The sequence below is a fragment of the Methylobacterium sp. CM6246 genome, from assembly GCF_054818005.1.
This window is the reverse complement of record NZ_JBTXKY010000001.1, coordinates 461,255-480,969: the sequence shown is the minus strand read 5'-3', so window position 1 is coordinate 480,969 and position 19,715 is coordinate 461,255. Positions and strand designations below refer to the sequence as shown.

The following is a 19,715-nucleotide window of genomic DNA, read 5'->3' as shown; positions in this document are numbered from 1 at the left end:
CGCGAAACCAGGAGAGCAGCATGAACCGCGACCAGATCCGTGGCGCGTCCCGGCACGTGAAGGGCCGGGCCCAGTCCACCCTCGGCGGCCTCACCGGCGATCCGGCCCGCCAGGTCCGCGGCGCCGTGAACCAGGTGGCCGGCGGGGCGCAATACGCCTACGGCCGCGCCCGCGACCGCGCCGAGGATCTCGCCGAGGACGGCCGCGACCTGGCCCACGCCGCCTACGAGCGGGCCGACGGCCTGATCGACGACGGCCGTCATCTCGCCCGCGAAGCCCGCCGCCGCGGTGAAGTCTACGGCCGCCAGGCGGTCCGCTACGCCGACGGCAACCGCACCAGCACGTTGCTCGGCCTCGCCGCCCTGGCCTTCGCGGCCGGCTGGCTCACCCGCCGCGGCCGCTGATCGCGCGTCCGATCCGGACACGTCGGACGCGTCTTTCCGCAACCGTCGGGCGGTCGTAGAGCATCGGCGACCGACATCGCCCGGCCTCCCCGGGGGGCCGGGCGCCGTCCTGTTGAGGCCCCGGGAGGGCGCGGCCGATGAGGCGGTTCGGAAAACTTCTCCTGCGTCCGGAGATCGTCTTCCTGGCGCTCGCCATCGGGCTCGGGCTTGCCGCCGCCGTCGCCTACTGGGCCTCGCGCGCCACAGTTCTGACGGTCGCGGTCGCCCCGCGCGACGGCACCGAGCCGGCGGTGATCCAGGCCTACGCGGAGGCCCTGGCGAAGCGGCACAAGGAAATTCGCCTCACGATCCTGCCCTTCGACGACGTGCGCGACAGCGCCGAGGCGCTTCGCGACGGTCGCGCCGACCTGGCGGTGGTCCGTCCCGATGTCGCGCTGCCGGATAACGGCCTGACGCTCGCGATCCTGCGCGATCAGGCCATGATCATCGCGTCGCCCGAGGCGTCCGGCATCACCAAGTTCCCCGACCTCGACCGCAAGCGCCTCGCCATCCTGGCCCACCGGGACGCCGACGAGACGCTGATCCGGTCGATGCTGGCGCATTACGGCCTGACCCTGGCCGGCCGGGACATCACTGGGCCGCTTCCGCCCCGACAGGTCGCCCTCGTGGAAGTCGGCGAGGCCGACCTCACCAACGCCCTGACCGGTAAGCAGGTCGATGCCGTCGTCTCGGTGATCGCCCCCACCGCCCCGACGGCGCAGCGCATCGTGGAGCGCGTCCAGGCGGCGAGCCGCAGCCGCAAGGTCGCGTTCGTGGACGTGGAGAATGCCGACGCCATCGTGGCCCGGATGCCGCGCCTCCAGATGGTCAGCATGCCGGCCGAGACCTTCGGGGGCAGTCCCAAGGTGCCGGAGGCGGACATCCACACGGTCGGGGCGTCCTACCGGCTCATGGCGCGCTCCAGCCTGCCCCGCTCCGTGGCGGCGGACGTGACCCAGCACCTGTTCGAGCTGCGCAGCGGCATGGCGAACGTCGCGCCGGCGGCCGACTACGTCCAGGCCCCCGCCTACGAGAGCACGGCCGGGGCCACCAGCGCGCGGCTGCCGATCCATCCGGGCGCGGTCGACTATTTCGAGCGCGAGCAGCAGAGCTTCGTGGAGCGCTACGAGACCTGGATCTACCTCGTCGCCTTCCTGGGCGGCGGCATCGGCTCGGCCTTCGCGTGGGTCGGGCAGCGCCTGTCCCGCCTGCGGCGCGAGCGGATCGAGGAGGCGACCGACCGGCTCCTGGCGATCCGGCAGGAGGTCCAGGACACGGAGGGGGGCGGCCGTACCGAGCCCGAGCGCCTCGCCGCTCTGGCCCGCGAGATCGACGACCTCGCCGGCGACATCGCCAAGCACGCCCTGGAGCGGCCGACCGAGGCCAGGACCCTGTCGGCGGCGGCCATCGCGATCGACGCGGCCCGCTCCACGGTCAAGCGCGCCCTCGCGGCCGGCCGCCACGCGGACGACGCCACCGACCTCGCAGGCCAACCCCTCACTTGCCAGACCCTGGCCTCCGGCCCCGGCACGTCGTGATCCGCCGGGCGATTGCGGACTTCAGGGCGCAGTCCGGCGGGCCCGTGCGGCGGCCCATTCCCGGTCGCGCTCGGCCTGCTCGGCGCGTTGAAGGGCGGCGTAGGCCTCCTGCTCGGCCCGTTCCCGTTTCCGCTTGAGTTCGGCCGAGGCGGCCGCCCGCTTCTTCCACGCGTCCGTCTCGGCCTTCTGGCGCCGCAATTCCTCGACCGTGATCGGCTTGACCGGCTCCTTCGGCTGCGTCCACGCGAAGGGCCGCCGCGGGGAGGGCGGCGGCCGGTGCGGCGGCTCCCGGGCGGCCGAGGGCTGGGACCCGCGCAAGGCCGCGGTCGCCTCGGCCAGCGTCAGGCCGGCGCCGGCCGCGATGCGCTCGGCGGCGGACCGCGCCGCCTCCCGCTCGCCCGCGGTCGCGCCCCGGGCCGCCAGGGCGAGGCACTTCTCGAAGCGGTCGCGCTCAGCCGGCGTCATGATGGGTCCCGGATCGGCAGGTTCGTCGGTGTCTTAGATCCTGCCGGCGGTCCTGTCCCGCGCGGTCCCGTCACCGGTTGTTCAGGAGCGCGCGCGCGAGGAGGTGCAGGGTCGCCCCGAGGCCGAGCGCGCAGGTCGAGACCACCAGCACCTGAAGGCCGCTGATGCCGGGCCGCGGGCCGAAGCTGTAGGCCAGCAGCGAGCCGCAGGAGCCGGCCGAGACGACGCCGGACGCGATGGTGTTGAGCCACGTCGCCGACAGGCGGCGCCGTTCATCGTTGATGTCGCCCATGGCCGGCTCCCGTGCGGGCGAATCCATGTTTATATTCATAACGCAGGAAATATTACCAGAAATTGCATCCGGTTGCAAGGCACCGATGCCATGGCGGCTTGGTCCGCGCTCCCCTGCGGCCCACTGCGCGCGCTCAGGCGGCCCCCGTCCGGCAGCGGGCATAGCCCCGGGAGATCAGCCGGCCCTGGAGAACCGCCCGTCGTTCGGCCTCGCCGAGATCGGTCAGGGCGTCCGTGATCGCCGCGACCAGAGCGGTCCAGGCGTCACCCCGGGCGGCACGATGATAGGCCAGCGCGATCGCCTCGGCCTCGCTCAGCCGAATCTCCACCGGCGGTTCGTGCGGGTTCGTGTGCATCGCCAATCCGTCCTGTTGAGAACATATAGCGAACAAAGCGCGGAAACCGCGGCGGTTCAACTCTTTCGCGCGCCCCGCCGGCGATTGCGGTGGAGGGCTGTTGATCGATGCCGGAAAGTCCAGCCGCGGCGCGGCCTTACGGCGTCCGCCCCCGGGCGGCTCAGCCGGCCGAGATCGGCAGCAGCAGGGTGACGGTGGTTCCGCGCCCGGGCTCGGACTGGAGCTGCAGGTCGCCCGACCAGCCGAGCACCATGCTTCGGACGATCGCGAGCCCGAGGCCGGTGCCCTGGCCGCTCGCCTTGGTGGTGAAATACGGGTCCAGCGCGCGCGCCGCGACGTCGGCCGACATCCCGTGCCCGTCGTCGATCACCCGGAGCCGCATCCGCGGCCGCGATCCGGCGCCGGCCCAGTCGCCGCCGACCCGGTCGACTTCGACCCGATCGACCGCGACCCGCATGTCCGTCGCGCCGGCCTGCACGGCGTTCTGGAGCAGGTTCAGCAGGATCTGGGTCAACTCGCCCTGGAGGGCCAAGACTTCGGTGTCGCGGTCCCGGATCACGACCGCGAACGGCTCGCGCAGCATCGGCCGGATGAAGGTGCAGGACGTCGCCACGGCGGCCCCGAAGGCGAGGCTCTGGGGCGCGATCGTCTCCCGCCGGACATAGCCCAGGATGCCCTGGATGACGCCGACCGCCTGGATCGCGCAGGCCTCGACGGTCTCGAGGTCGGCGCGCTCGGGCGGCCGCCCCTCGGTCAGGTCGGCCAGCATGAGCTCGGTCATCCCGCGCACCGGCTGGAGCAGGTTGTTCAGCTCGTGCGCCACCGACCCGACGAACTGGCCGAGCGTCTCCAGCCGCTGCCGGTCCCGCTCGGTCCGATCGCGCTCCTGCTGCCGATGCTGCTCGAGCAGGTCGATCTTGGTCCGGTACGCCACCGCGGCCGAGACCATCAAGGCGCTCAGGCAGGCCGACATGCGCCGGATGATCTCCGGCTGGTTGATCGGCACGCCCCGGTCGGACAGCGCCAGCGCCGCGCCCTCATGCAGGCCGGCGATCTCGTCGAGGGATATGTCGTCGGTGATCGCCAGGCGGCCGAGTTCCTCGATGTCGAGGAGCGGGGCCTCGGCGGCCGTGGCGACGTAGCGCGCCATGCCGTCGGTGTAGCGCCGCAGGAGGTGTTCCATCCGGCCTCACCCCCGGAAGGCGACGCACAGGACGCCGCAATCGTCGCTCGCGCGTCCGTGGCTGGCCATCAGGTCCGCGGCGAGCCGCTCCGGATCGCCGCGCAGGGAGGGCGGATCGGCCTCCAGGTCCACTGGCCGGAGGCCGTCGGTCCACAGAACCAGGATGTCGGCGGGGACGAACGGCACGACGAGGGGTTTGAGCGGGCGCAGGCCAGCCCCGACGATCCCCGGCATGCCGTCGAACCGGAGCGTCCGCTTGGCGAACAGGGCGCCCTGGATGTTGCCGACCGCCGCCGTCGTGATGGTCCCGGCGGCGGGGTCGATCCGCACCAAGGCCGCGGCGGCGCCGCGGGTGTGGCGCATGGCGCGGTCGGCGGTGGCGAGCCGCTGCGTCGGCTCGACGCCCACCTGTCCCTCGACCAGGGCGAGCAGGCTCCGGGCGGCATGGTGGGCGTCCGGCCCGTGGCCCAGGCCGTCGACGATGCAGGCCAGCGTGGCGTCCCCCTCCTGCCACCACGCGACCATGTCGCCGCACGCAGTCTCGCCGGGATAGGTCCGGGTCACCGCGGCGATCACGGGGGTCGGGATCTGCGGACGCGCGCTCATGGCCGCCGCACCAGGCAGACGATCCGGGTTCCTTCCCCGACATGCGACGTGATGGCGAAGGCGTCAACCAGGCGGCGCGTCCCCGGGAGGCCGCAGCCCAGGCCGCCGCGGGTCGAGTAGCCGTCCTCCATGGCCAGCGTCAGGTCGCGGATCCCCGGGCCGTCATCCTCGGCGACCAGCTCGATCACGGCCGCCCCGGTCGCATCCTGCGCGGTCAGCCGGATCAGGCCGCCGCGGTCGGTGTGGAGGACGAGGTTCATCGCGAGTTCGGAGACCGCCGTCGCCAGGCCGTGCGCCCGCACGGTGGTGAAGCCGTGCCGCAGCGCGAGCCGGCGGGCCTCCTGCCGCGCTTCGGCGGCGTCGATCTCGCTCGTCACCCTGACGGTCACCACGTCCGGCTCCGGACTCATCGGCGCCTCGTCATCCCGGTCCGGACCAGCGTGCGGCCCGGACGGGTCTCGATCGTCATGTCGTCCATCAGCTTGTGCACGGCGGCGAGGCCGAGCCCGAGGCCGCCCCCGGTGGAGTATCCGCGCGTCATCGCGCCGGTGATGTCGGCGATCCCGGGGCCCTGATCCTCGACCTCGATCACGATGCTCCGCTCGTGGGCGGTCACCCGGGTCAGCACGCGGCACGCGCCGCCGCCGGCATACGTCAGGGTGTTGCGGGTGAGTTCGGAGACGACCGTGGCCAGGCGGGTCTGGTCGACGGTGCCGAACCCGATCGCCGCCGCGGCCGCGCGGCTCGCCTGGCGGGCCCGCAGGATGTCGTCCTGGCCCCGGATGTCGACGACCGCGCACGTCGCGGTGCCGGACACCTCCGGCTCCGGTCCGTCGCGATCAGGCGGCCGGGACTTCGTCATGGCGACCTCCGCGGGACGCCACCATCCGACCGACCTTGGCCACGCCGCCCTCGAGATCGAAGGCGGTCTCCATGTCGATCATGCCCCGGCCCATCTCCACGAGGGTCAGGGCCACGGCGGGCTGCATCCCGGCCAGGACCGCGACCCCGCCCATGATCTTCACCATCTTGGCCGTCTCCGACAGGATCCGGGCCATGTAGGAATCCACCACGTCCGCGGCCGTGATGTCGATGACGAGACCGTCGGCCTTCCCGGCCTGGATCAGCGCGAGGGCGTCGATCTGGAGGTCCATCACCTGCTGGTCCGTCAGGTCGGCCGGCAGGGAAGTCAGGAGGACGCGGCCGAGCCGGAGAATGGGGACGCGCATCAGAGCATCGTCTCGATCGGGCCCTTGGCATTCTCGCCGAGGAGCCGGAAGGCTTCGGCCAGGCCGGCCCGCAGGGTCCCCCGGGTGATCATGCTCGACAGGTCCACGTCGAGCTTCACGAGGGTCTGCGCCGCGTCCGGACTGATGCCGGTGACGATCACCCGGGAGCCGAGCAGGCGCGCGGCCTCGACGGTCTTGGTCAGGTGCAGGGCGACGCGGCTGTCGATCAGCGGCACGCCGGTCACGTCGAGGATCGCGATATGCGCCTCCTCGCGGGCGAGCGCCTCCAGCAGCCACTCCATCACCTGCCGGGCCCGCTGCGTGTCGATGATCCCGACGAGCGGCATCAGGATGATGTGGCGCCAGATCGGCAGGGCCGGGGTCGCCAGGTCGAGGAGGGCCCGGCCCTGGCGCTTGATGATCTCCTCGCGGGTCTCGACGAAGGTCGCGAAGGTGATGAGGGCCAGCTTGTCCACCGCCGCGTCCAAGGCGGCGCGCGCCTGGTCCGGCTCGGCGATCCCGTCGCCGGCCTGGCGGTTGAGCAGCGCGCCCGCGATCGTCTTCAGCGCCAGGATCAGCTCGGCGGTCTCCATCGGCGTCAGGCCGTCCCGGGCGCAGGCCGCGCTGATGGTGGCGGCCTGTTGCTCGACGGTTCTGAAGGCTGCTCCGGCGCCCTCGCCCTCGCTGGCGAGGAAGTAGGCCGTGAGCTTCTCGACCAGTGTGCCCAGTTCGAGCTTGAGCAGCTGCAGCGAGGCCGGCTGGGCCGCCGGGGCGGCGTCGCGCAGGTGCGCGAGCCACGCGTCCAGCACGCCTGCCCGATTCTGGAGGAGGATTTGTCCGACGCCGTACATAAGTTCGGTCACTCCTTGGCGGCCGATGGCGCGAGGGCGGAGACGGCGGCCAGGAGCTCCCGCATGCCCACCGACTTCATGAGCACGCGGTCGGCTCCGACGCGCGCGGCCTCCTCCATCGAGAAGAGCTGCGGCGCCCGCGGGGCGCCGCCGGTGATCGCGATGATCGGCAGGCCGGGCCGGTTCGCCTTGACCCAGCCGATCAGCGTCAGGCCGTCCCGGCCGGGCATCCACAGGTCGGTGACGAGGAGGTCGAACGGCCGGCCGGCCAGCAGCGTCTCCGCCTCGGCGGCGGAGCTGCATTCCTCGACCCGGTGCTGACCGCGCTCGAGAAACCGCCGGACCGTCATCCTGACGACCGGAACGTCATCCGTCAGGAGGATCGATGCCATCGATCAATCCTCCTGGCGTGTCTGTGGGAATTGCGCATCGAAAGACCTGATTACAGGACGTATGCGCGTTAGTAATATTGGGATGTCACTAATTCCTAAAACAATTCGATATCGTTCATCGCATTGACGTCTCTTTTGGGAGGAGATGGTCCTTCTGAGAGCGCGATGTCTGCAAAAGACTTAACGTCGGGCCAAGATTTCGTCAAGGGATTCGATAGATCCAGCGCCTGGAGATGCGTGCGCGCCGCGGCAAAAATACCTTCGAGATGCTGAAGACGCTGCCGCGTGACGTCCTGAAACTGAATCGAGCCGATCAGCCGCACGATCGGCTGCGCGATGCGGGTGCTCTCCTCCTGGACCTTCACCAGCGTGTCGCGCTGATGGGCGACCAGGCGCTCCATGTTCTCGGTCAGGCTGGCGATCGCCGCGGCGATCTTCATCAATTCCCCGCGCTCGTCCTCGACGCGGTCCGTCACCAGGGTGGAGAAATTCTCCCGGATGGATTCGCGTAAGGAGGCGAGGTCCCGGGCGATCCGGGTCGCGGTGTCGGCCGAGGCGCTCGAGAGTTCCTTGACCTCCCTGGCGACCACGGCGAAGCCCGCGCCGGCCGCCTCGGCCCGGGCCGCCTCGATGGTGGCGTTCAGGGCGAGCAGGTTGGTCTGGCGGGCGATGGACTGCACGCCGTCGGTGGCCCGGGTCAGCTGCGCGGTGGCGACGTCGAGCTCGTCGAGCCGCTGCCGGCACTCCGCCATGTCCTGATCGCGCCGGACCAGGAAGTCGCCGATCAGCTGGCGGTTCGTGGTGAGCTGCTGGTCGGTCTGGTCCACGATCTCGATCACCCGGGCGTTGGAGCCGGACAGGTCGAGGAAGGACAGCAGCTCGGTCATCGCGCCGTCGACCTCCCGCAGGCTGGTCATGATGTCGTAGGCGGCGGCCTCGGTCTCGACGGTGACCGAGGCGGTGTCGGTGGCGGCGCGTTCGAACAGGCGGTCGTAGACCGCGAGGTGTTCGGCCAGGGTGGCCTGGATCTCCGCGGGGTCCGCCCCGTCCCGCCCGGCGGGCCCATCCCGCCGATCCTCCGGGGGCGCCGCCGCCGCCGCCGGCATGGTCTACTGAGACCCGTGCGCCTCCGGGCCGGCCGGCGGGCGTGCCGCAGCCTCGGCCCGGGCCGCGGCCCAACCGGTTCCCCAACTGGCTGCCCAGCTGGCTGCCCAACTGGCTGCCCATGTCGCCGCGAAGCCGACCGCCGCGATGGCGGCGACGCCCGGCACGGGGCCGAACGCGGCCGTGCCGACGGCGGCGAGCGCCACGGCGGCCAGCACCGCGCAGAGCGGGCCGAGCCATCGGATCGCGCGCGGCGGCATCGCACAGGCCATGGTCAGGCTCCGGGGACGAGCTGGCGGATCACCTTGAGCAGGGCTTCCGGATCCACCGGCTTGACGATCCAGCCCGTGGCGCCCGCCGACTTGGCCTCGTTGCGCTTGTCCTGCTGGGACTCGGTGGTCAGCATCAGGATCGGGATGAACTGCAGGCCCGGGAGCTTGCGCACCCGGCGGATGAGGTCGATGCCGTTCATCGCCCCCATGTTCAGGTCGGTGATCAGCAGGTTCGGCTTGGTGCCCGCCTGCAGGGTCTCCAGGGCCTGTTCGCCGCTGGCAGCCTTCACGACGCCGAGCCCGGCCTTGCCCAGGATGCCCTCGATGCTCATCAGCATCGTGGGGGAATCGTCAACAATCATGATCGTCGTAGCCAACACGGTCTCCTAGGGTGCTGCGTGGGGTGCGGGCGCCGCCTCGGCCTGCCAGAATGCGGTCAGCTCGTCGGCCAGCACGCTGTAATCGGCCGCGCCGCGGCTGGACGGGGCGTAGTCCCGGATCGGTTTGCGGACGGCGAACGCCTCCGCCAGGCGGATGTCAGTCCGGATCCCGGTGAGCACGCGCTCGATTCCGAATTCCCGGGCGATCTCCTGCATGGTCTCGCGGTGGTGATTGGTGTGCACGTTCAGCATCACCGGCAGCAGGCCGACCACCGTCAGGTCACTGTTCACCGTGGTGGCGATGCGGAAGAACAGCCGCGCCAGCTGCCGCACCCCCTCGGCCGACAGGGCGTGCGGAATCATCGGGACGAGCACGCCGTCGGCCGCCGCCAGGGCGTTGACCAGGATCATGTCCAGCGAGGGCGGCGTGTCGACGATCACGAGGTCGAAGCGCGCCCCGATCTCCGGCGCGCGCAGGCAGCGCTGCAGGGCCGAGACGCTGCGGTCCACGGCCGTGGTGCCGTCGAACAGCTGGTCGGCGGGGGCGACCGACACGCCCGCGAAGGCGGTCGGCCGGATGGCATCCTGCAGGTCGAAGGCCGGGTCCGTGAAGATGTGGTGGGCGGTCGGGGCATCGCGCTCCGGCACGATGCCGAAGCCGAGGCCGGCATGGCCCTGGGTGTCGAGGTCGACCAGCAGGGTACGCCGGCCGCGGGCGCCGCATTCCGCGGCCAGGTTGACCGAGGTCGTCGACTTGCCGCTGCCGCCCTTCCGGTTCGAGATGGCCAGGATCCTGGTCAAGCGGCCGCTCCGGGCGCAGGCGGGGCGGCCTCCGCGGCCCCTTGTAGGAACGGCATCACGACCCCGGCCAGCGCCGGGTCGGCGGGCGGCGTGAGGGCGGCCGGCCGCGCTGCGGCCAGGACCTGCAGGATCGCGGCGTGGAGCCCGAGGCACTTGGTCAGCACGACCTTGTGGGGGCCCGGCTTGCGCAGGGCCTCCAGCAGCGGCAGGGCCTCCTCGACGGTGCAGTGCCCTTCGAGATGGACGATCTTGCGGGCGATCCGGATGCCCATCACAGCAACTCCCTGAGATCGAGGACCAGGAGGACCCGGCCGTCCCCCAGCAGCGTGGTGCCGGCATAGCCGCCGATGCCGGCCAGGACGCCCTCCAGGGGCTTCAGGATCACGTCCATCCCCTCCCGGAAGTTGTCGATGATCAGCCCGACCCGTCGGCCGCTGACGTGGCAGACCAGGACGGCGGCGTCGTCCTCACCCTGGGATTGCTGCTGCTGTTGCTCGGGCAGGTGCAGCAGGCGCGACAGCTGCAGCAGGGGGATGATCGTCTCGCGCAGCACGAAGGTCTCGGCCTTCTTGATCCTGCGGATGCGCGCGCGCGGCACCCGCACGGTCTCGACGATCATGTCCATCGGCACGCCGTAGAGGCTGCCGGCGGCCTCCACGATCATGATCCGGGTGACCGCCATGCTGAGCGGCAGGGCCAGGCGCGTCGCCGTCCCCTCGCCGAGGCGGGAACTCACCGAGACCTGAACGCCGAGCTTCTCCACGGTGGTCAGCACCACGTCCATGCCGACCCCGCGGCCGGACAGGTCCGAGATCTCCGCCGCCGTCGAGAAGCCCGGGCGGTAGATCAGGTTGATCGCCTCCTGGTCGGACAGGCGGTCCGCCTCCTCCTGGCCGACCACGCCCTTGGCGACGGCGGCGCTGCGGATCCGCGCCGGATCGATGCCGCGGCCGTTGTCCTGGACCTCGATGACGACGCTGTCGGCCTCCTGGCGGGCCTTGAGCAGGATCCGGGCGGTCGCCGACTTGCCCGCCGCCCGGCGCTCGTCCGGGGTTTCGATACCGTGATCGAGGGAGTTGCGGACGATGTGCAGCAGCGGGTCGCCCAGCGCCTCGACGATGGTCTTGTCGGCGGCCGTGTCCTCGCCTTCGAGGACGAGGTCGATCCGCTTGCCGAGCTTGCGCGCGAGGTCCCGCACCAGCCGGGGGAAGCGGTCGAAGATCTCGGCCACCGGCAGCATGCGGACCTGCATGATCGCGCCCTGCATCTCCTGGGCGAGCCGGTCGATGACCGCGTACTGCTCCTTGATCTCGCGGGACATCTCGCGCGAGGCGTAGGTCTCCTCCGCCCGCTTGGCGAGGAACGGCAGGGCGTTCTTCGAGACGACGAGTTCGCCGATCAGGTTCATCAGCAGGTCGATCTTGGCCTGATCGACCTTCAGGGATTTCGCGGCGATGCGCCCCTCGGGCTCCTTGCCGGCGGCGGCTGCGACCGGCGCGGCCTCCTCGGCGAAGGTCTGCGGCAGCGTCCCGGCAAGGTCCGGCGCGGCCTCGGCGCGCTGGAGCGGGGCGCCGGCCAGCACAGCCGAGAGGGCGTCGAGCACGGGCGCGACCGAGCGGGACGCCCGGGCCTCCGCCAGGGCCGCCTGGACCGCGGCGCGGTCGGCGTCGCGGCCGAGGCTCAGGAGCACGTTCCCCACCACGGTGCCGACCGAGGCGAGGCGTTCCGCGTCGTAGCCGGTGCGCTCCAGGATCCGATGCTGGCTCGCCAGGACGGAGCGGGCGAGGTCTTGCCGTGGATCGGCGGCTTGCGCGGCCGGCTTTGGCGTCGGCTCGGGCGCCGGCGCGGCCGGCGCGGGGAGGGCCGGAGCCGGATCGAGCCGGCCCGAGCCGGCGGCCGCCACGAGGGCCGCCACGAGACCCGCATCGGGCGATCCCGCCGACAGGGCGGCGTCGAGCCAGTCCAGCGCCTGCCGCCGCCACAGCATCGGCCCGGCGACGCTGCGCAGCGCCCCCACGGCCTTGCGCAGGTCGTCGTGGCGCCCGGCGGCCAGGAACCCCGAGGCCGCCTCGCGAAAGTCGTCCCAGATCGGACCGTCGCTGGCCGCGCCGTCGATCCGCACCAGGTCCCGGGGCCGCACGGCCGCGATGGTGACCTGGTCCAGCTCGTAGCGCAGCGCCTGCTCGATCTCGGGCCGGGGCGCCGTACTCAGCAGGGCGAAGTGCAGGTTGCACTGGTAGGGGTCGAGATCTTCCAGCGGACCCCACGGCTCGGTCGCCGCGATGTCGAGGGCGAGCGCGTCCGGCACCTGCTGGATCGTCAGCAGGGGGTCGGTGCCGTTGAAGAAGCAGCCCGGCTCCGGCGTGTAGCGGACCAGATGCACGGCCTGGCCGCCGCAGGCGCGGCGGAACGCGTCCAGGCAGGCGGCGGCCGGCAGGCGGGCGAGAAGCGCCGGCGGCACCGTCGCGACCGCTCCGGCGGGTGCCGGATCGGCCTCCTGCCGCGCGTCCGCCGCCGGCGCCCCCGCGTCGTCCTGCGATCCCAGGCGCTGACGCAGCTGCGTCGCCATCCGGTGCGCCACCCCGTCGGCATCCGCCGGCAAGGCCGCGCGCCGCTCGAGCGAGTCGATCCACTGGCCGACCTGGTCCAGGCTGTCGAGCAGCATGTCGATCAGCGCGGAGTCGATCTGGAGCGCGTCGGACCGGACCTCCCCGAGGAGATCCTCGGCGGCGTGGACCAGCCGGGTCAGGGCCATGGCGTCGAACAGGCCGGACGAACCCTTGATCGTATGGACCGCCCGGAACACCTCGTTGATCGCGGTCTCGTCCGTCGGGTTCCGCTCCAGCTTCAGCAGACCGCTGGCCGAGACCTGCAGCAGCTCGCGCGCCTCCGGGATGAACCGAGCCAGCAGGGGGTTGGTCATGGCTGCGCGCCCGTCAGCAGGCGCGCGGTCTCGACCAGCAGCACGGGATCGGCCGGCTTGACGATGTAGAAGTTGGCGCCGACCTCGTAGGCCCGGCTCGCATCCGCGTCCTGGGCCTCGGTGCTGATCGTGACCACCGGGGTCGCCTGGAGCGACGGCTCGCGCCGGATCCGGGACACCAGCTCGTAGCCGTCCATCTTGGGCATGTTGATGTCGACGATCATCAGGTCGTAGCCGCCGAGCAGCGCCTTCTCCAGGCCCTCGACCCCGTTGGTGGCCTCCTCGACCACGAACCCGGCCCGGCCGAGCACGTCCTGGTAGAACATCCGCATCGTGATGCCGTCTTCGACGACAAGTATTCGTTTCCCGGACATGCCCGTCTCAATCCTGTTCGATCGGTCTTTGGTAGACGATCGTGTCGCCGAACTTGCGCGGCAGGAACATCGACGACATGCGGCTCATGCTCTCCGAATGGCCCAGGCAGATGAACCCGCCCGGGATCAGGCATTCGTAGAGCGCCTCGACCGCGGCGCGTCGGGACGTGTCGTCGAAGTAGATCAGCAGGTTCCGACAGAAGATCACGTCCATCGCGCGATAGCGGTGCATGTGGATCGGGTCGGACAGGTTGGCGATCGAGAACTCGATGGAGCTGCGCAGCTCCTCGTGGATCTCGAACTGGTCGTCGCCGAGACGGCGGAAATACTTCTTGCGCAGCTCCGGCGACAACCGCTGCAGGGAGCGGTTGCCGTAGATCCCCTTGCGGGCATCGGCCAGCACCCGGGAATCGATGTCCGACCCGGTGATCTCGATGGCGAACTCGTCCGCCCGCGACCAGTGTTCGAGGATCTGGATCGCGATCGAGTAGGGCTCCTCCCCGGTCGAGCAGGGCATCGACCAGATCCGCAGCGTCGCGCCGGGCCGGCGCGTCCGGGTGATCTCGGGCAGGATGCCCCGAACCAGGGCATCGAACTGATAGTCCTCGCGGAAGAAGTAGGTCTCGTTGACCGTCATCAGGTTGACGAGATGCTGCAGCTCCTCCCCCGACGCCTGGAAGCGCAGCAGGGTGAAGTAGGCCTTGAAGCTGTCGCTGCCGGTCTTGGCGATCCGCTCCAGGAGTCGCTTCTCGACGAAATACTCCTTCTTGCCGCTGAACGAGATGCCCGTGCGGCGATAGAAATACTCGTAGAACTTCTCGTACTCGTCCTCGCTGATCTGGATCGCCGAGGCGGTCTGCCCGAGGGAACGGGAGGATTGCATCATGCGCCTCCGATCCGGCGGATCGCCGCGGCGGCCGCGAAGCGGATGAACGGCACCTCCGGGAAGCGCGCGGCCAGGGCCTGGAGCGGCGCGACGGCGGCCTCGTTGCCGATCTCCGCGAGGCCGTCCACCGCCGCCGCGCAGACGTTGATGTGGGGATCGTGCGCCACGACCTCGGCCAGCCAGTCCGGCGCCTTCGGGTGCGGCAGCAGGCTCAGCATGTTGACCGTCAGGATGCGGACGTCGCTGTCGGGATCGGCCAGCAGGTCGGCGACGTGCGGCTCGACCTCGGCGGGCATCTCCTGGAGCACCTCGATCGCGGCGTTGCGCAGCCCGCTGTCCTCGCTGCGGAGCAAGGGCAGCAGGCCCTCCACCACCGCGGGGGACTTGAGGCGGATCAGCGTCGTCAGGATCACGGCGCGGACGCTGGCGGCGGGCTCGCGGCCGAGATGCGCGCACAGCAGCGGCCCGGCCTCCGGGAAGGCGCCGAGTTCGCGGGCGGCCCGGCGCCGCTCGCCGCTCGCCGCTTTCCGGCGAGGCGAGGGCGGCCGTGAGCGCGTCGAGATCCGCGTGCGGCGGCGCCTCGGCGTCGGGCTTCGGCAGGATCGGTTTCTTAAGGGCCACGGCGGCGTTCCCCGGCTCGAGCGCCGGCTTCCGGGGCACGGAGCCACCCGACGAGCTGCTCTGCGATCGCGTCGCTCGGCAGGACCAGGCTGGCCCCGCCGCGCTTGATGAGTTCGTGCGGCATGCCGAAGACGATGCTGGTGTCCTCGTCCTGCGCGATGGTCATGCCGCCGCCGGCCCGCACCCGGGCCATGGCCTCGGCGCCGTCGTCGCCCATGCCGGTGAGCTGCACGGCGATCAGCCGGTTGGCCGGGAGATGCGCGAGCGCGCTCTCGACCATGCGGGCGACGCTGGGATGCCAGATATGCTCGTTGCTCTGCGGCAGCGGCGTCGCCGAGTAGCCGGTGCCCCGGCGGGTGACGACGAGGTCGGCATCCCCCTTGGCGATGTAGACCGTGCCGGGCTCGATCGGCATCTGCCGGGCGACCTCCACCACCGAGACGGCGCAGAGGTCGTTCAGCCGGCGGGCGAAGACGCCGGTGAAGCTGCTCGGCATGTGTTGCGCGACCAGGACCGGCCAGGGGAAATCCTTCGGCAGGCGGGGCAGGATCTCCTCCAGCACTCCGGGCCCCCCCGTGGACACGCCCACCAGCACCAACCCGGTCGGCCCCCCGCGCGCGAAGGAGACCCGGGGCGGCGGCTCCGGTGTGGCGCGCCGGCGCTGGGCGGCCAGGCGCCCGCGCAGGCCGGTGCTGCGGCGGACCCGGGTGGTCGCGGCGCTGCGGATTTTCATCAGGAGTTCGCGGTGGATCCGGTCGATCGACAGGGAGATCGTGCCGCCGGGCTTCTGCACGAAGTCCACCGCCCCGAGGCTCAGCGCCTGCAGGGTCGTCTCGGCACCTTGCTCGGTCAGCGACGAGACCATCACCACCGGCCGCGGATCCTCGCTCATGATCCGCGACAGGCAGGTGATCCCGTCCATCTCGGGCATGTTGACGTCGAGGGTGATCACGTGCGGATCGAAGGTCCGCAGCGCCTCCAGGACCTCGAGGCCGTTGCGGGCCGTCTGAACCGTGAAGCCGCCCGCCGACTCGAGGAGCTGCGTGAGGTGCCTGCGCATCAACGCGGAATCATCGGCCACGAGGGCTCGGATCATGCGGGGTCTCGCCAGGGTGACGGGATGAGGGGGCGTCGGGCCGAGCCGGGGCCCGGACCCGCGCTCAATGGGTGCTGAGCCGGACGGCGGCGGCTTCCTGGGTGTCCAGGAGCTGCATCGTGTCGAGCAGCAGCACCATGCGCTTCTGGCTCTCCAGGTTGGCGACCCGGCGGATCAGGCGCGTCTGCGTGTCCGAGAGGTTGGGCGCGTCGCCGATCGCCTTGGCCGAGATCCGCATCACCTCCGAGACCGAATCGACGATGAAGCCGGTCTGGACGCCGCGGACGGTGAAGACCATGATCCGCTGGCGGTCGTTGCGCTCCGCCTCGGCGAGGTTGAAGCGGCGGCGCTGGTCCACCACCGGCAGCACGATGCCGCGCAGGTTGATCACCCCCTCCACGAAGGCCGGCGCCTTCGGGATCCGGGTCAGCTCGTCCGGCACGCGGACGATCTCCTGCACGGCCTCGATCGGCACGCCGTATTCCTCGCCCATCAGGCGGAACACCACGAACTGCTCCTCGTCGGCGGCGTCCTGGCGCTCGTCTCCGTCCTGTCGTCCGTCGGCGCTCATGCCCTCGTTCTCCGTGGCAGCCAGCTTGCGCAGCTCGGTGGTGTCGAACATCTTCTCGACCGACAGGACGGAGACCAGCCGCCGACCCTCCTGCAGCCGGCAGATCGCCTGGATCTCGTCCATGCCGCCGTCCTGAGACAGCAGGGCCGGCATCGCCTCGACGAGGTTGCGGCTGACCCGCAGCACCTCCTTGACGCTGTCCATCACGACGCCGACCGACAGGGTCCCGCCCTCGCCCAGCGACACCACCACGACCTTGTTGGTCTCGGTGAATTCCTTGGCCGGGAGGCCGAACATCTCGCGCAGGGACACGAGCGGCAGCAGGCGGTTGCGCAGGGTGATCACCCCGAGCACGTGGGAGGGCGCGTTCGGGACGTGGGTGAGGCGCTCGGGCAGCTGCACGATCTCCTGCACCCGCTCGATCGGGAAGGCGTATTCCTGCCCCGCCACCTCGAAGCTCACGAGCTGGTCCTCGTCCGCCTCGACCTCGGCCCGGGCGGACGAAGCCGGGTCGGCGCCCTGCACCTGGCCGGCGGCCCGGCGGACCTTGGTGGCGATCTGGCTGAACTCGCGGCTCACCAGCTGGGCCGCGTCCAGGATCATCACCATGGACCGGCCGTCCTCGCCCTTGATCATCCCGGTCAGGAGGCAGGTGTCGACGCTGCCCTCGATCGCCGAGGTCGGCTCGATCCGCTCGGGATCGACCGTGACCACGTTCGCCATCCGGTCGACCACGAGGCCGATCGGATTGCCCTGGTCGAGCACCACCACCCGGGTGGCGTCGTCGTTGAGCACCGGCGGGAAGGCGAACACGTCCCGCAGGTTGAGCACCGGCAGGACCGTGCCGCGCAGGTTGGCCAGCCCCAGCAGCGAGGCGGGGCTGAACGGCACCCGCACCACCTCGGGGATCCGGATGATCTCCTGCACGTCGGCCAGCGCGACGGCGAACATCTCCGTCTCGACGTGGAAGATCACGAACTGGCGGGCCTCGCTGCGGCCGTCCGCGTGGTCCGGCTGCGCGGCGGCCTCCCCCGGATCGGGCGTGAACCCGGAATCCGGCGCCTGCACCGCCTGAGCTGCTGCGTTTGCCATGGTCGGTCTCTCGCTCCCCGGGCGGTTCGGCTCAGGCGGCCTGGAGCTCGTCGGCGAGCGAGGCGATCTCCTCGATCGCGGCGGCGAGCTGCTCGGCGCCCTTGCCCTGCTCGCTGGCGGCGATCCCGGCCTCCGCGGAGGTGCGGGCGGCCTGCTGGGCCGCGGCGGCGACCTGCTCGATCGCGGTCTGGACTTCCCGGACCATGCGGGTGATGCCGTCGGCGCCGCTCAGGATCTCCCGGTTGCCGCCCAGCACCTCGGCCATGTCCTTGATCACAGTGTCGAAGTTGCGGGAGATGGCGCCGCTCTTCTCGACCTCGCTGGCGGCGCCGTCGGCGATCTCCTGGATATCGCCGCGCACGAACACGATCGTGTCCTGGATGGCCTTGACCGTGTCCTTGATCCGCTCGGCGTTCTCGGCGGAATCCCGGGCGAGGTTTCGGATGTCCGTCGAGACGACGGCGAAGCCCTTGCCGAACTCACCCGCGCGGGCCGCCTCGACCGAGCCGTTGACCGCCAGCATGTTGGTCTGGATCGAGACCGTGGTGATCGCGTCGACGATCTTGTCGATGCGCCGGCTGACCTGCTCCAGCGCGGCGACCTGATCGCGGCTGACGCGGCCCGCCTCGACGGATTGCTGCAGGCCCTCCATCATCGCGTCGACCAGGTTTTTGTTCTCGGCCAGCGACTCCGAGATCACCTGCGCCTTCTCCACGGCGGCGGCCGCCAGGGTCTGGGTCACCTGGGCGCGCCGCTCGATCTGTGCGATCGCCGCCGAGGATTGCTGGGTCGCGGCCGATTGCTGCTGCGCGCCCTTGGTGATCTCGTCGAGGGCGATCGTGACCTGTCCGGCGGCGCGGTTGATCACCTCGACGGCGCTGGACAGCTCTTCCGCCGCGGAGGCGACCTCCTCGGCGCTCTTGCCGATATTGGTGCTGTTCTTCAGCTCCTCGGCGAGGCCGGACAGCTCCTGGGCGGCATCCTCGCTCTGCGACAGCGCCGTGGTCTGCTGCTCGACCATCTTGCCGGCCTCCTGGCAGGCCGCGCTCTGCTCCTCGGCGGCGGCCGCGATGATCTCCGCGCCCTTCTGCGCCTCGGTGGCGGCGGTGGCCGATTCCTCGGCGGCCCGGGCCAGCTCGTTGCAGCCCTCGATGATCTCGGCCATGTCGGTGCGGACCCGCGCGAGCTGCCCGCTGACCGCCCGGCCGGTCTCGACCTGAGAGCGGGCCGAGCTCGCCGACTGGCTGATCCCGTCGGCCGCGACCTTCACGTCGGCCTGGATCTGCGCCACGAGCGCCTGGATGTCGCGGGCGGACTTCTCGCTGGTCTCGGCCAGGGTGCGCACCTCGTCGGCGACCACCGCGAAGCCCTTGCCGTGCTGGCCGGCCCGAGCCGCCTCGATGGCGGCGTTCAGCGCCAGCAGGTTGGTCTGGTCGGCGATCCGGGCCACGGCCTTCACGATCTCGCCGATGGCGCTGGCCTGCCGGTCGAGCTCCTCGACCAGCTTCACCGATGCCTCCTGGCGCTCGGACGCCTTGACGATGGCCGCGACCGACGCGCCGATCTGCGCGGCGGTCTCGACGACAAGACCGGACAGGGCCTCGGTCTTGCGCAGGGAGTTGGTGGCGTTCTCCTTGGCGGCCTGGATCAGGGCCCCGCCCTGGCTCACCGCCTTCATGGTCTCCTGGGCGGCGCCCGCGGCCTCCTCGGCGCCGACGCCGATCTGCTCGGAGGCCTTGCGCAGCTCCTCGGCGGCGGCCGCCGCCTCGGCGATCCCGCTGGACAGCTCGGCGGTGGCCGAGGCGATCCGCTCGGCGGCCTTCTGCTGGCGCGCGAAGGTCCGGGCCTTGCGCTTCTCCGCCTCGGCGACGAGGTGCGATCGACCCGCGGAGGCCGGCACGTTCTCCCGCGGGGCAGTCGCGGCCGGGAAGGAGTGGATGGCGGATTTCTTCGCGAGAGCCATGTGTCGACGCCTTGGTATCGGGGTCAGAGGGTTTCCCGCTCCTCGGAAGAAGCGGGTGTGCTGGTATTCAAGTAGACGCGTGACGGGTGTGCGAGTTTTCGGCTGGTTCTGAAGCTATATTTACCGGTACATAATACATATTGTCGAGAATTACGGTTACGTGAATATAATGTGACACGCATAAACTAATGACCTCATAATCTTTATCCAGAATGCGCTGAGTCACAAGTTTTTTTCTGATTGAAATCTGCTCAGACGGTTCATAAAAATGTTGGTCC

At 70.9% G+C, this 19,715-nt stretch carries 24 protein-coding genes; 2 read left to right on the top strand and 22 right to left on the bottom strand.

The window, feature by feature from the left end; all coding sequences use genetic code 11:
* Window positions 1-20 precede the first annotated feature (20 nt).
* Entirely contained in the window at window positions 21-404 is a 384-nt protein-coding gene (locus ACYQPG_RS02460; protein ID WP_147910978.1) for a CsbD family protein, read from the top strand.
* A 137-nt stretch (window positions 405-541) separates the two neighbouring features.
* Window positions 542-1,981 carry a TAXI family TRAP transporter solute-binding subunit gene (locus tag ACYQPG_RS02455; RefSeq protein WP_461230184.1) on the top strand — a complete coding sequence of 480 codons (1,440 nt, stop codon included), beginning with the start codon at window positions 542-544 and terminating at the stop codon, window positions 1,979-1,981.
* Window positions 1,982-2,002: 21 nt separating this feature from the next.
* Here the strand turns inward: ACYQPG_RS02455 and ACYQPG_RS02450 are convergent, their stop codons facing one another.
* The 22 genes from ACYQPG_RS02450 to ACYQPG_RS02345 all read right to left on the bottom strand — a co-directional run bounded on the left by ACYQPG_RS02450 (window position 2,003) and on the right by ACYQPG_RS02345 (window position 19,437).
* Complete coding sequence (locus tag ACYQPG_RS02450) at window positions 2,003-2,446, bottom strand: hypothetical protein (RefSeq protein WP_461230183.1); 444 nt, start codon at window positions 2,444-2,446, stop codon at window positions 2,003-2,005.
* Between the two features lie 70 nt (window positions 2,447-2,516).
* Window positions 2,517-2,765 carry a hypothetical protein gene (locus ACYQPG_RS02445; RefSeq protein ID WP_147941342.1) on the bottom strand — a complete coding sequence of 83 codons (249 nt, stop codon included), beginning with the start codon at window positions 2,763-2,765 and terminating at the stop codon, window positions 2,517-2,519.
* A 106-nt stretch (window positions 2,766-2,871) separates the two neighbouring features.
* Window positions 2,872-3,093, bottom strand: a complete 222-nt coding sequence (locus ACYQPG_RS02440; protein WP_147910764.1) for a hypothetical protein — start codon at window positions 3,091-3,093, stop codon at window positions 2,872-2,874.
* A gap of 160 nt (window positions 3,094-3,253) precedes the next feature.
* A complete protein-coding gene (locus tag ACYQPG_RS02435; protein WP_461230182.1) occupies window positions 3,254-4,276 on the bottom strand; it encodes a sensor histidine kinase in 1,023 nt (340 codons plus the stop codon).
* A 6-nt stretch (window positions 4,277-4,282) separates the two neighbouring features.
* Window positions 4,283-4,882, bottom strand: a complete 600-nt coding sequence (locus tag ACYQPG_RS02430) for a SpoIIE family protein phosphatase (protein WP_147910766.1) — start codon at window positions 4,880-4,882, stop codon at window positions 4,283-4,285.
* Window positions 4,879-5,292 (bottom strand): ATP-binding protein, encoded by a 414-nt coding sequence (locus tag ACYQPG_RS02425; protein ID WP_147910767.1) that lies wholly within the window; start codon window positions 5,290-5,292, stop codon window positions 4,879-4,881. Before ACYQPG_RS02425 ends, ACYQPG_RS02430 begins: the two co-directional genes overlap by 4 nt.
* On the bottom strand, window positions 5,289-5,744 hold the full coding sequence (locus tag ACYQPG_RS02420; RefSeq protein WP_147910768.1) for an ATP-binding protein: 456 nt from the start codon (window positions 5,742-5,744) through the stop codon (window positions 5,289-5,291). The genes ACYQPG_RS02425 and ACYQPG_RS02420 overlap by 4 nt, the downstream gene beginning before the upstream one ends.
* Window positions 5,722-6,111, bottom strand: a complete 390-nt coding sequence (locus ACYQPG_RS02415; protein WP_147910769.1) for an STAS domain-containing protein — start codon at window positions 6,109-6,111, stop codon at window positions 5,722-5,724. The genes ACYQPG_RS02420 and ACYQPG_RS02415 overlap by 23 nt, the downstream gene beginning before the upstream one ends.
* Entirely contained in the window at window positions 6,111-6,962 is an 852-nt protein-coding gene (locus tag ACYQPG_RS02410) for an STAS domain-containing protein (protein ID WP_461232409.1), read from the bottom strand. Before ACYQPG_RS02410 ends, ACYQPG_RS02415 begins: the two co-directional genes overlap by 1 nt.
* 8 nt (window positions 6,963-6,970) lie before the next feature.
* Entirely contained in the window at window positions 6,971-7,354 is a 384-nt protein-coding gene (locus tag ACYQPG_RS02405; protein WP_461230181.1) for a response regulator, read from the bottom strand.
* Window positions 7,355-7,449: 95 nt separating this feature from the next.
* The gene (locus ACYQPG_RS02400; protein ID WP_461230180.1) at window positions 7,450-8,460 is read right to left on the bottom strand and encodes a methyl-accepting chemotaxis protein; all 1,011 of its coding nucleotides are present in this window, start codon (window positions 8,458-8,460) and stop codon (window positions 7,450-7,452) included.
* Between the two features lie 3 nt (window positions 8,461-8,463).
* Window positions 8,464-8,730 carry a hypothetical protein gene (locus ACYQPG_RS02395; RefSeq protein ID WP_461230179.1) on the bottom strand — a complete coding sequence of 89 codons (267 nt, stop codon included), beginning with the start codon at window positions 8,728-8,730 and terminating at the stop codon, window positions 8,464-8,466.
* A 2-nt stretch (window positions 8,731-8,732) separates the two neighbouring features.
* The gene (locus ACYQPG_RS02390; protein WP_348642413.1) at window positions 8,733-9,110 is read right to left on the bottom strand and encodes a response regulator; all 378 of its coding nucleotides are present in this window, start codon (window positions 9,108-9,110) and stop codon (window positions 8,733-8,735) included.
* Between the two features lie 6 nt (window positions 9,111-9,116).
* Window positions 9,117-9,911: a ParA family protein gene (locus ACYQPG_RS02385; protein WP_461230178.1), complete on the bottom strand. Its 795-nt coding sequence runs from the start codon at window positions 9,909-9,911 to the stop codon at window positions 9,117-9,119.
* Window positions 9,908-10,183, bottom strand: a complete 276-nt coding sequence (locus ACYQPG_RS02380; protein ID WP_461230177.1) for a hypothetical protein — start codon at window positions 10,181-10,183, stop codon at window positions 9,908-9,910. The genes ACYQPG_RS02385 and ACYQPG_RS02380 overlap by 4 nt, the downstream gene beginning before the upstream one ends.
* Window positions 10,183-12,834 (bottom strand): chemotaxis protein CheA, encoded by a 2,652-nt coding sequence (locus ACYQPG_RS02375; protein WP_461230176.1) that lies wholly within the window; start codon window positions 12,832-12,834, stop codon window positions 10,183-10,185. Before ACYQPG_RS02375 ends, ACYQPG_RS02380 begins: the two co-directional genes overlap by 1 nt.
* Window positions 12,831-13,208 carry a response regulator gene (locus ACYQPG_RS02370; RefSeq protein WP_147906535.1) on the bottom strand — a complete coding sequence of 126 codons (378 nt, stop codon included), beginning with the start codon at window positions 13,206-13,208 and terminating at the stop codon, window positions 12,831-12,833. The genes ACYQPG_RS02375 and ACYQPG_RS02370 overlap by 4 nt, the downstream gene beginning before the upstream one ends.
* Window positions 13,209-13,215: 7 nt before the next feature.
* A complete protein-coding gene (locus ACYQPG_RS02365) occupies window positions 13,216-14,094 on the bottom strand; it encodes a CheR family methyltransferase (protein WP_306440333.1) in 879 nt (292 codons plus the stop codon).
* Complete coding sequence (locus ACYQPG_RS02360) at window positions 14,091-14,507, bottom strand: HEAT repeat domain-containing protein (RefSeq protein WP_246692063.1); 417 nt, start codon at window positions 14,505-14,507, stop codon at window positions 14,091-14,093. The genes ACYQPG_RS02365 and ACYQPG_RS02360 overlap by 4 nt, the downstream gene beginning before the upstream one ends.
* 197 nt (window positions 14,508-14,704) lie before the next feature.
* Complete coding sequence (gene cheB / locus ACYQPG_RS02355; protein ID WP_147906533.1) at window positions 14,705-15,811, bottom strand: chemotaxis-specific protein-glutamate methyltransferase CheB; 1,107 nt, start codon at window positions 15,809-15,811, stop codon at window positions 14,705-14,707.
* A gap of 64 nt (window positions 15,812-15,875) precedes the next feature.
* Entirely contained in the window at window positions 15,876-17,474 is a 1,599-nt protein-coding gene (locus ACYQPG_RS02350; RefSeq protein WP_461230174.1) for a chemotaxis protein CheW, read from the bottom strand.
* A 31-nt stretch (window positions 17,475-17,505) separates the two neighbouring features.
* Window positions 17,506-19,437 (bottom strand): methyl-accepting chemotaxis protein, encoded by a 1,932-nt coding sequence (locus ACYQPG_RS02345; protein ID WP_461230173.1) that lies wholly within the window; start codon window positions 19,435-19,437, stop codon window positions 17,506-17,508.
* Between the last annotated feature and the right edge of the window lie 278 nt (window positions 19,438-19,715).

Excerpts from the sequence above, each read along its gene's own strand:
- ACYQPG_RS02460 (WP_147910978.1), top strand. The coding sequence starts at position 21 with ATGAACCGCGACCAGATCCGTGGCGCGTCCCGGCACGTGAAGGGCCGG.
- ACYQPG_RS02455 (WP_461230184.1), top strand. The coding sequence starts at position 542 with ATGAGGCGGTTCGGAAAACTTCTCCTGCGTCCGGAGATCGTCTTCCTG.
- ACYQPG_RS02450 (WP_461230183.1), bottom strand. The coding sequence starts at position 2,446 with ATGACGCCGGCTGAGCGCGACCGCTTCGAGAAGTGCCTCGCCCTGGCG.
- ACYQPG_RS02445 (WP_147941342.1), bottom strand. The coding sequence starts at position 2,765 with ATGGATTCGCCCGCACGGGAGCCGGCCATGGGCGACATCAACGATGAA.
- ACYQPG_RS02440 (WP_147910764.1), bottom strand. The coding sequence starts at position 3,093 with ATGCACACGAACCCGCACGAACCGCCGGTGGAGATTCGGCTGAGCGAG.
- ACYQPG_RS02435 (WP_461230182.1), bottom strand. The coding sequence starts at position 4,276 with ATGGAACACCTCCTGCGGCGCTACACCGACGGCATGGCGCGCTACGTC.
- ACYQPG_RS02430 (WP_147910766.1), bottom strand. The coding sequence starts at position 4,882 with ATGAGCGCGCGTCCGCAGATCCCGACCCCCGTGATCGCCGCGGTGACC.
- ACYQPG_RS02425 (WP_147910767.1), bottom strand. The coding sequence starts at position 5,292 with ATGAGTCCGGAGCCGGACGTGGTGACCGTCAGGGTGACGAGCGAGATC.
- ACYQPG_RS02420 (WP_147910768.1), bottom strand. The coding sequence starts at position 5,744 with ATGACGAAGTCCCGGCCGCCTGATCGCGACGGACCGGAGCCGGAGGTG.
- ACYQPG_RS02415 (WP_147910769.1), bottom strand. The coding sequence starts at position 6,111 with ATGCGCGTCCCCATTCTCCGGCTCGGCCGCGTCCTCCTGACTTCCCTG.
- ACYQPG_RS02410 (WP_461232409.1), bottom strand. The coding sequence starts at position 6,962 with ATGTACGGCGTCGGACAAATCCTCCTCCAGAATCGGGCAGGCGTGCTG.
- ACYQPG_RS02405 (WP_461230181.1), bottom strand. The coding sequence starts at position 7,354 with ATGGCATCGATCCTCCTGACGGATGACGTTCCGGTCGTCAGGATGACG.
- ACYQPG_RS02400 (WP_461230180.1), bottom strand. The coding sequence starts at position 8,460 with ATGCCGGCGGCGGCGGCGGCGCCCCCGGAGGATCGGCGGGATGGGCCC.
- ACYQPG_RS02395 (WP_461230179.1), bottom strand. The coding sequence starts at position 8,730 with ATGGCCTGTGCGATGCCGCCGCGCGCGATCCGATGGCTCGGCCCGCTC.
- ACYQPG_RS02380 (WP_461230177.1), bottom strand. The coding sequence starts at position 10,183 with ATGGGCATCCGGATCGCCCGCAAGATCGTCCATCTCGAAGGGCACTGC.
- ACYQPG_RS02375 (WP_461230176.1), bottom strand. The coding sequence starts at position 12,834 with ATGACCAACCCCCTGCTGGCTCGGTTCATCCCGGAGGCGCGCGAGCTG.
- ACYQPG_RS02370 (WP_147906535.1), bottom strand. The coding sequence starts at position 13,208 with ATGTCCGGGAAACGAATACTTGTCGTCGAAGACGGCATCACGATGCGG.
- ACYQPG_RS02365 (WP_306440333.1), bottom strand. The coding sequence starts at position 14,094 with ATGATGCAATCCTCCCGTTCCCTCGGGCAGACCGCCTCGGCGATCCAG.
- cheB (WP_147906533.1), bottom strand. The coding sequence starts at position 15,811 with ATGATCCGAGCCCTCGTGGCCGATGATTCCGCGTTGATGCGCAGGCAC.
- ACYQPG_RS02350 (WP_461230174.1), bottom strand. The coding sequence starts at position 17,474 with ATGGCAAACGCAGCAGCTCAGGCGGTGCAGGCGCCGGATTCCGGGTTC.
- ACYQPG_RS02345 (WP_461230173.1), bottom strand. The coding sequence starts at position 19,437 with ATGGCTCTCGCGAAGAAATCCGCCATCCACTCCTTCCCGGCCGCGACT.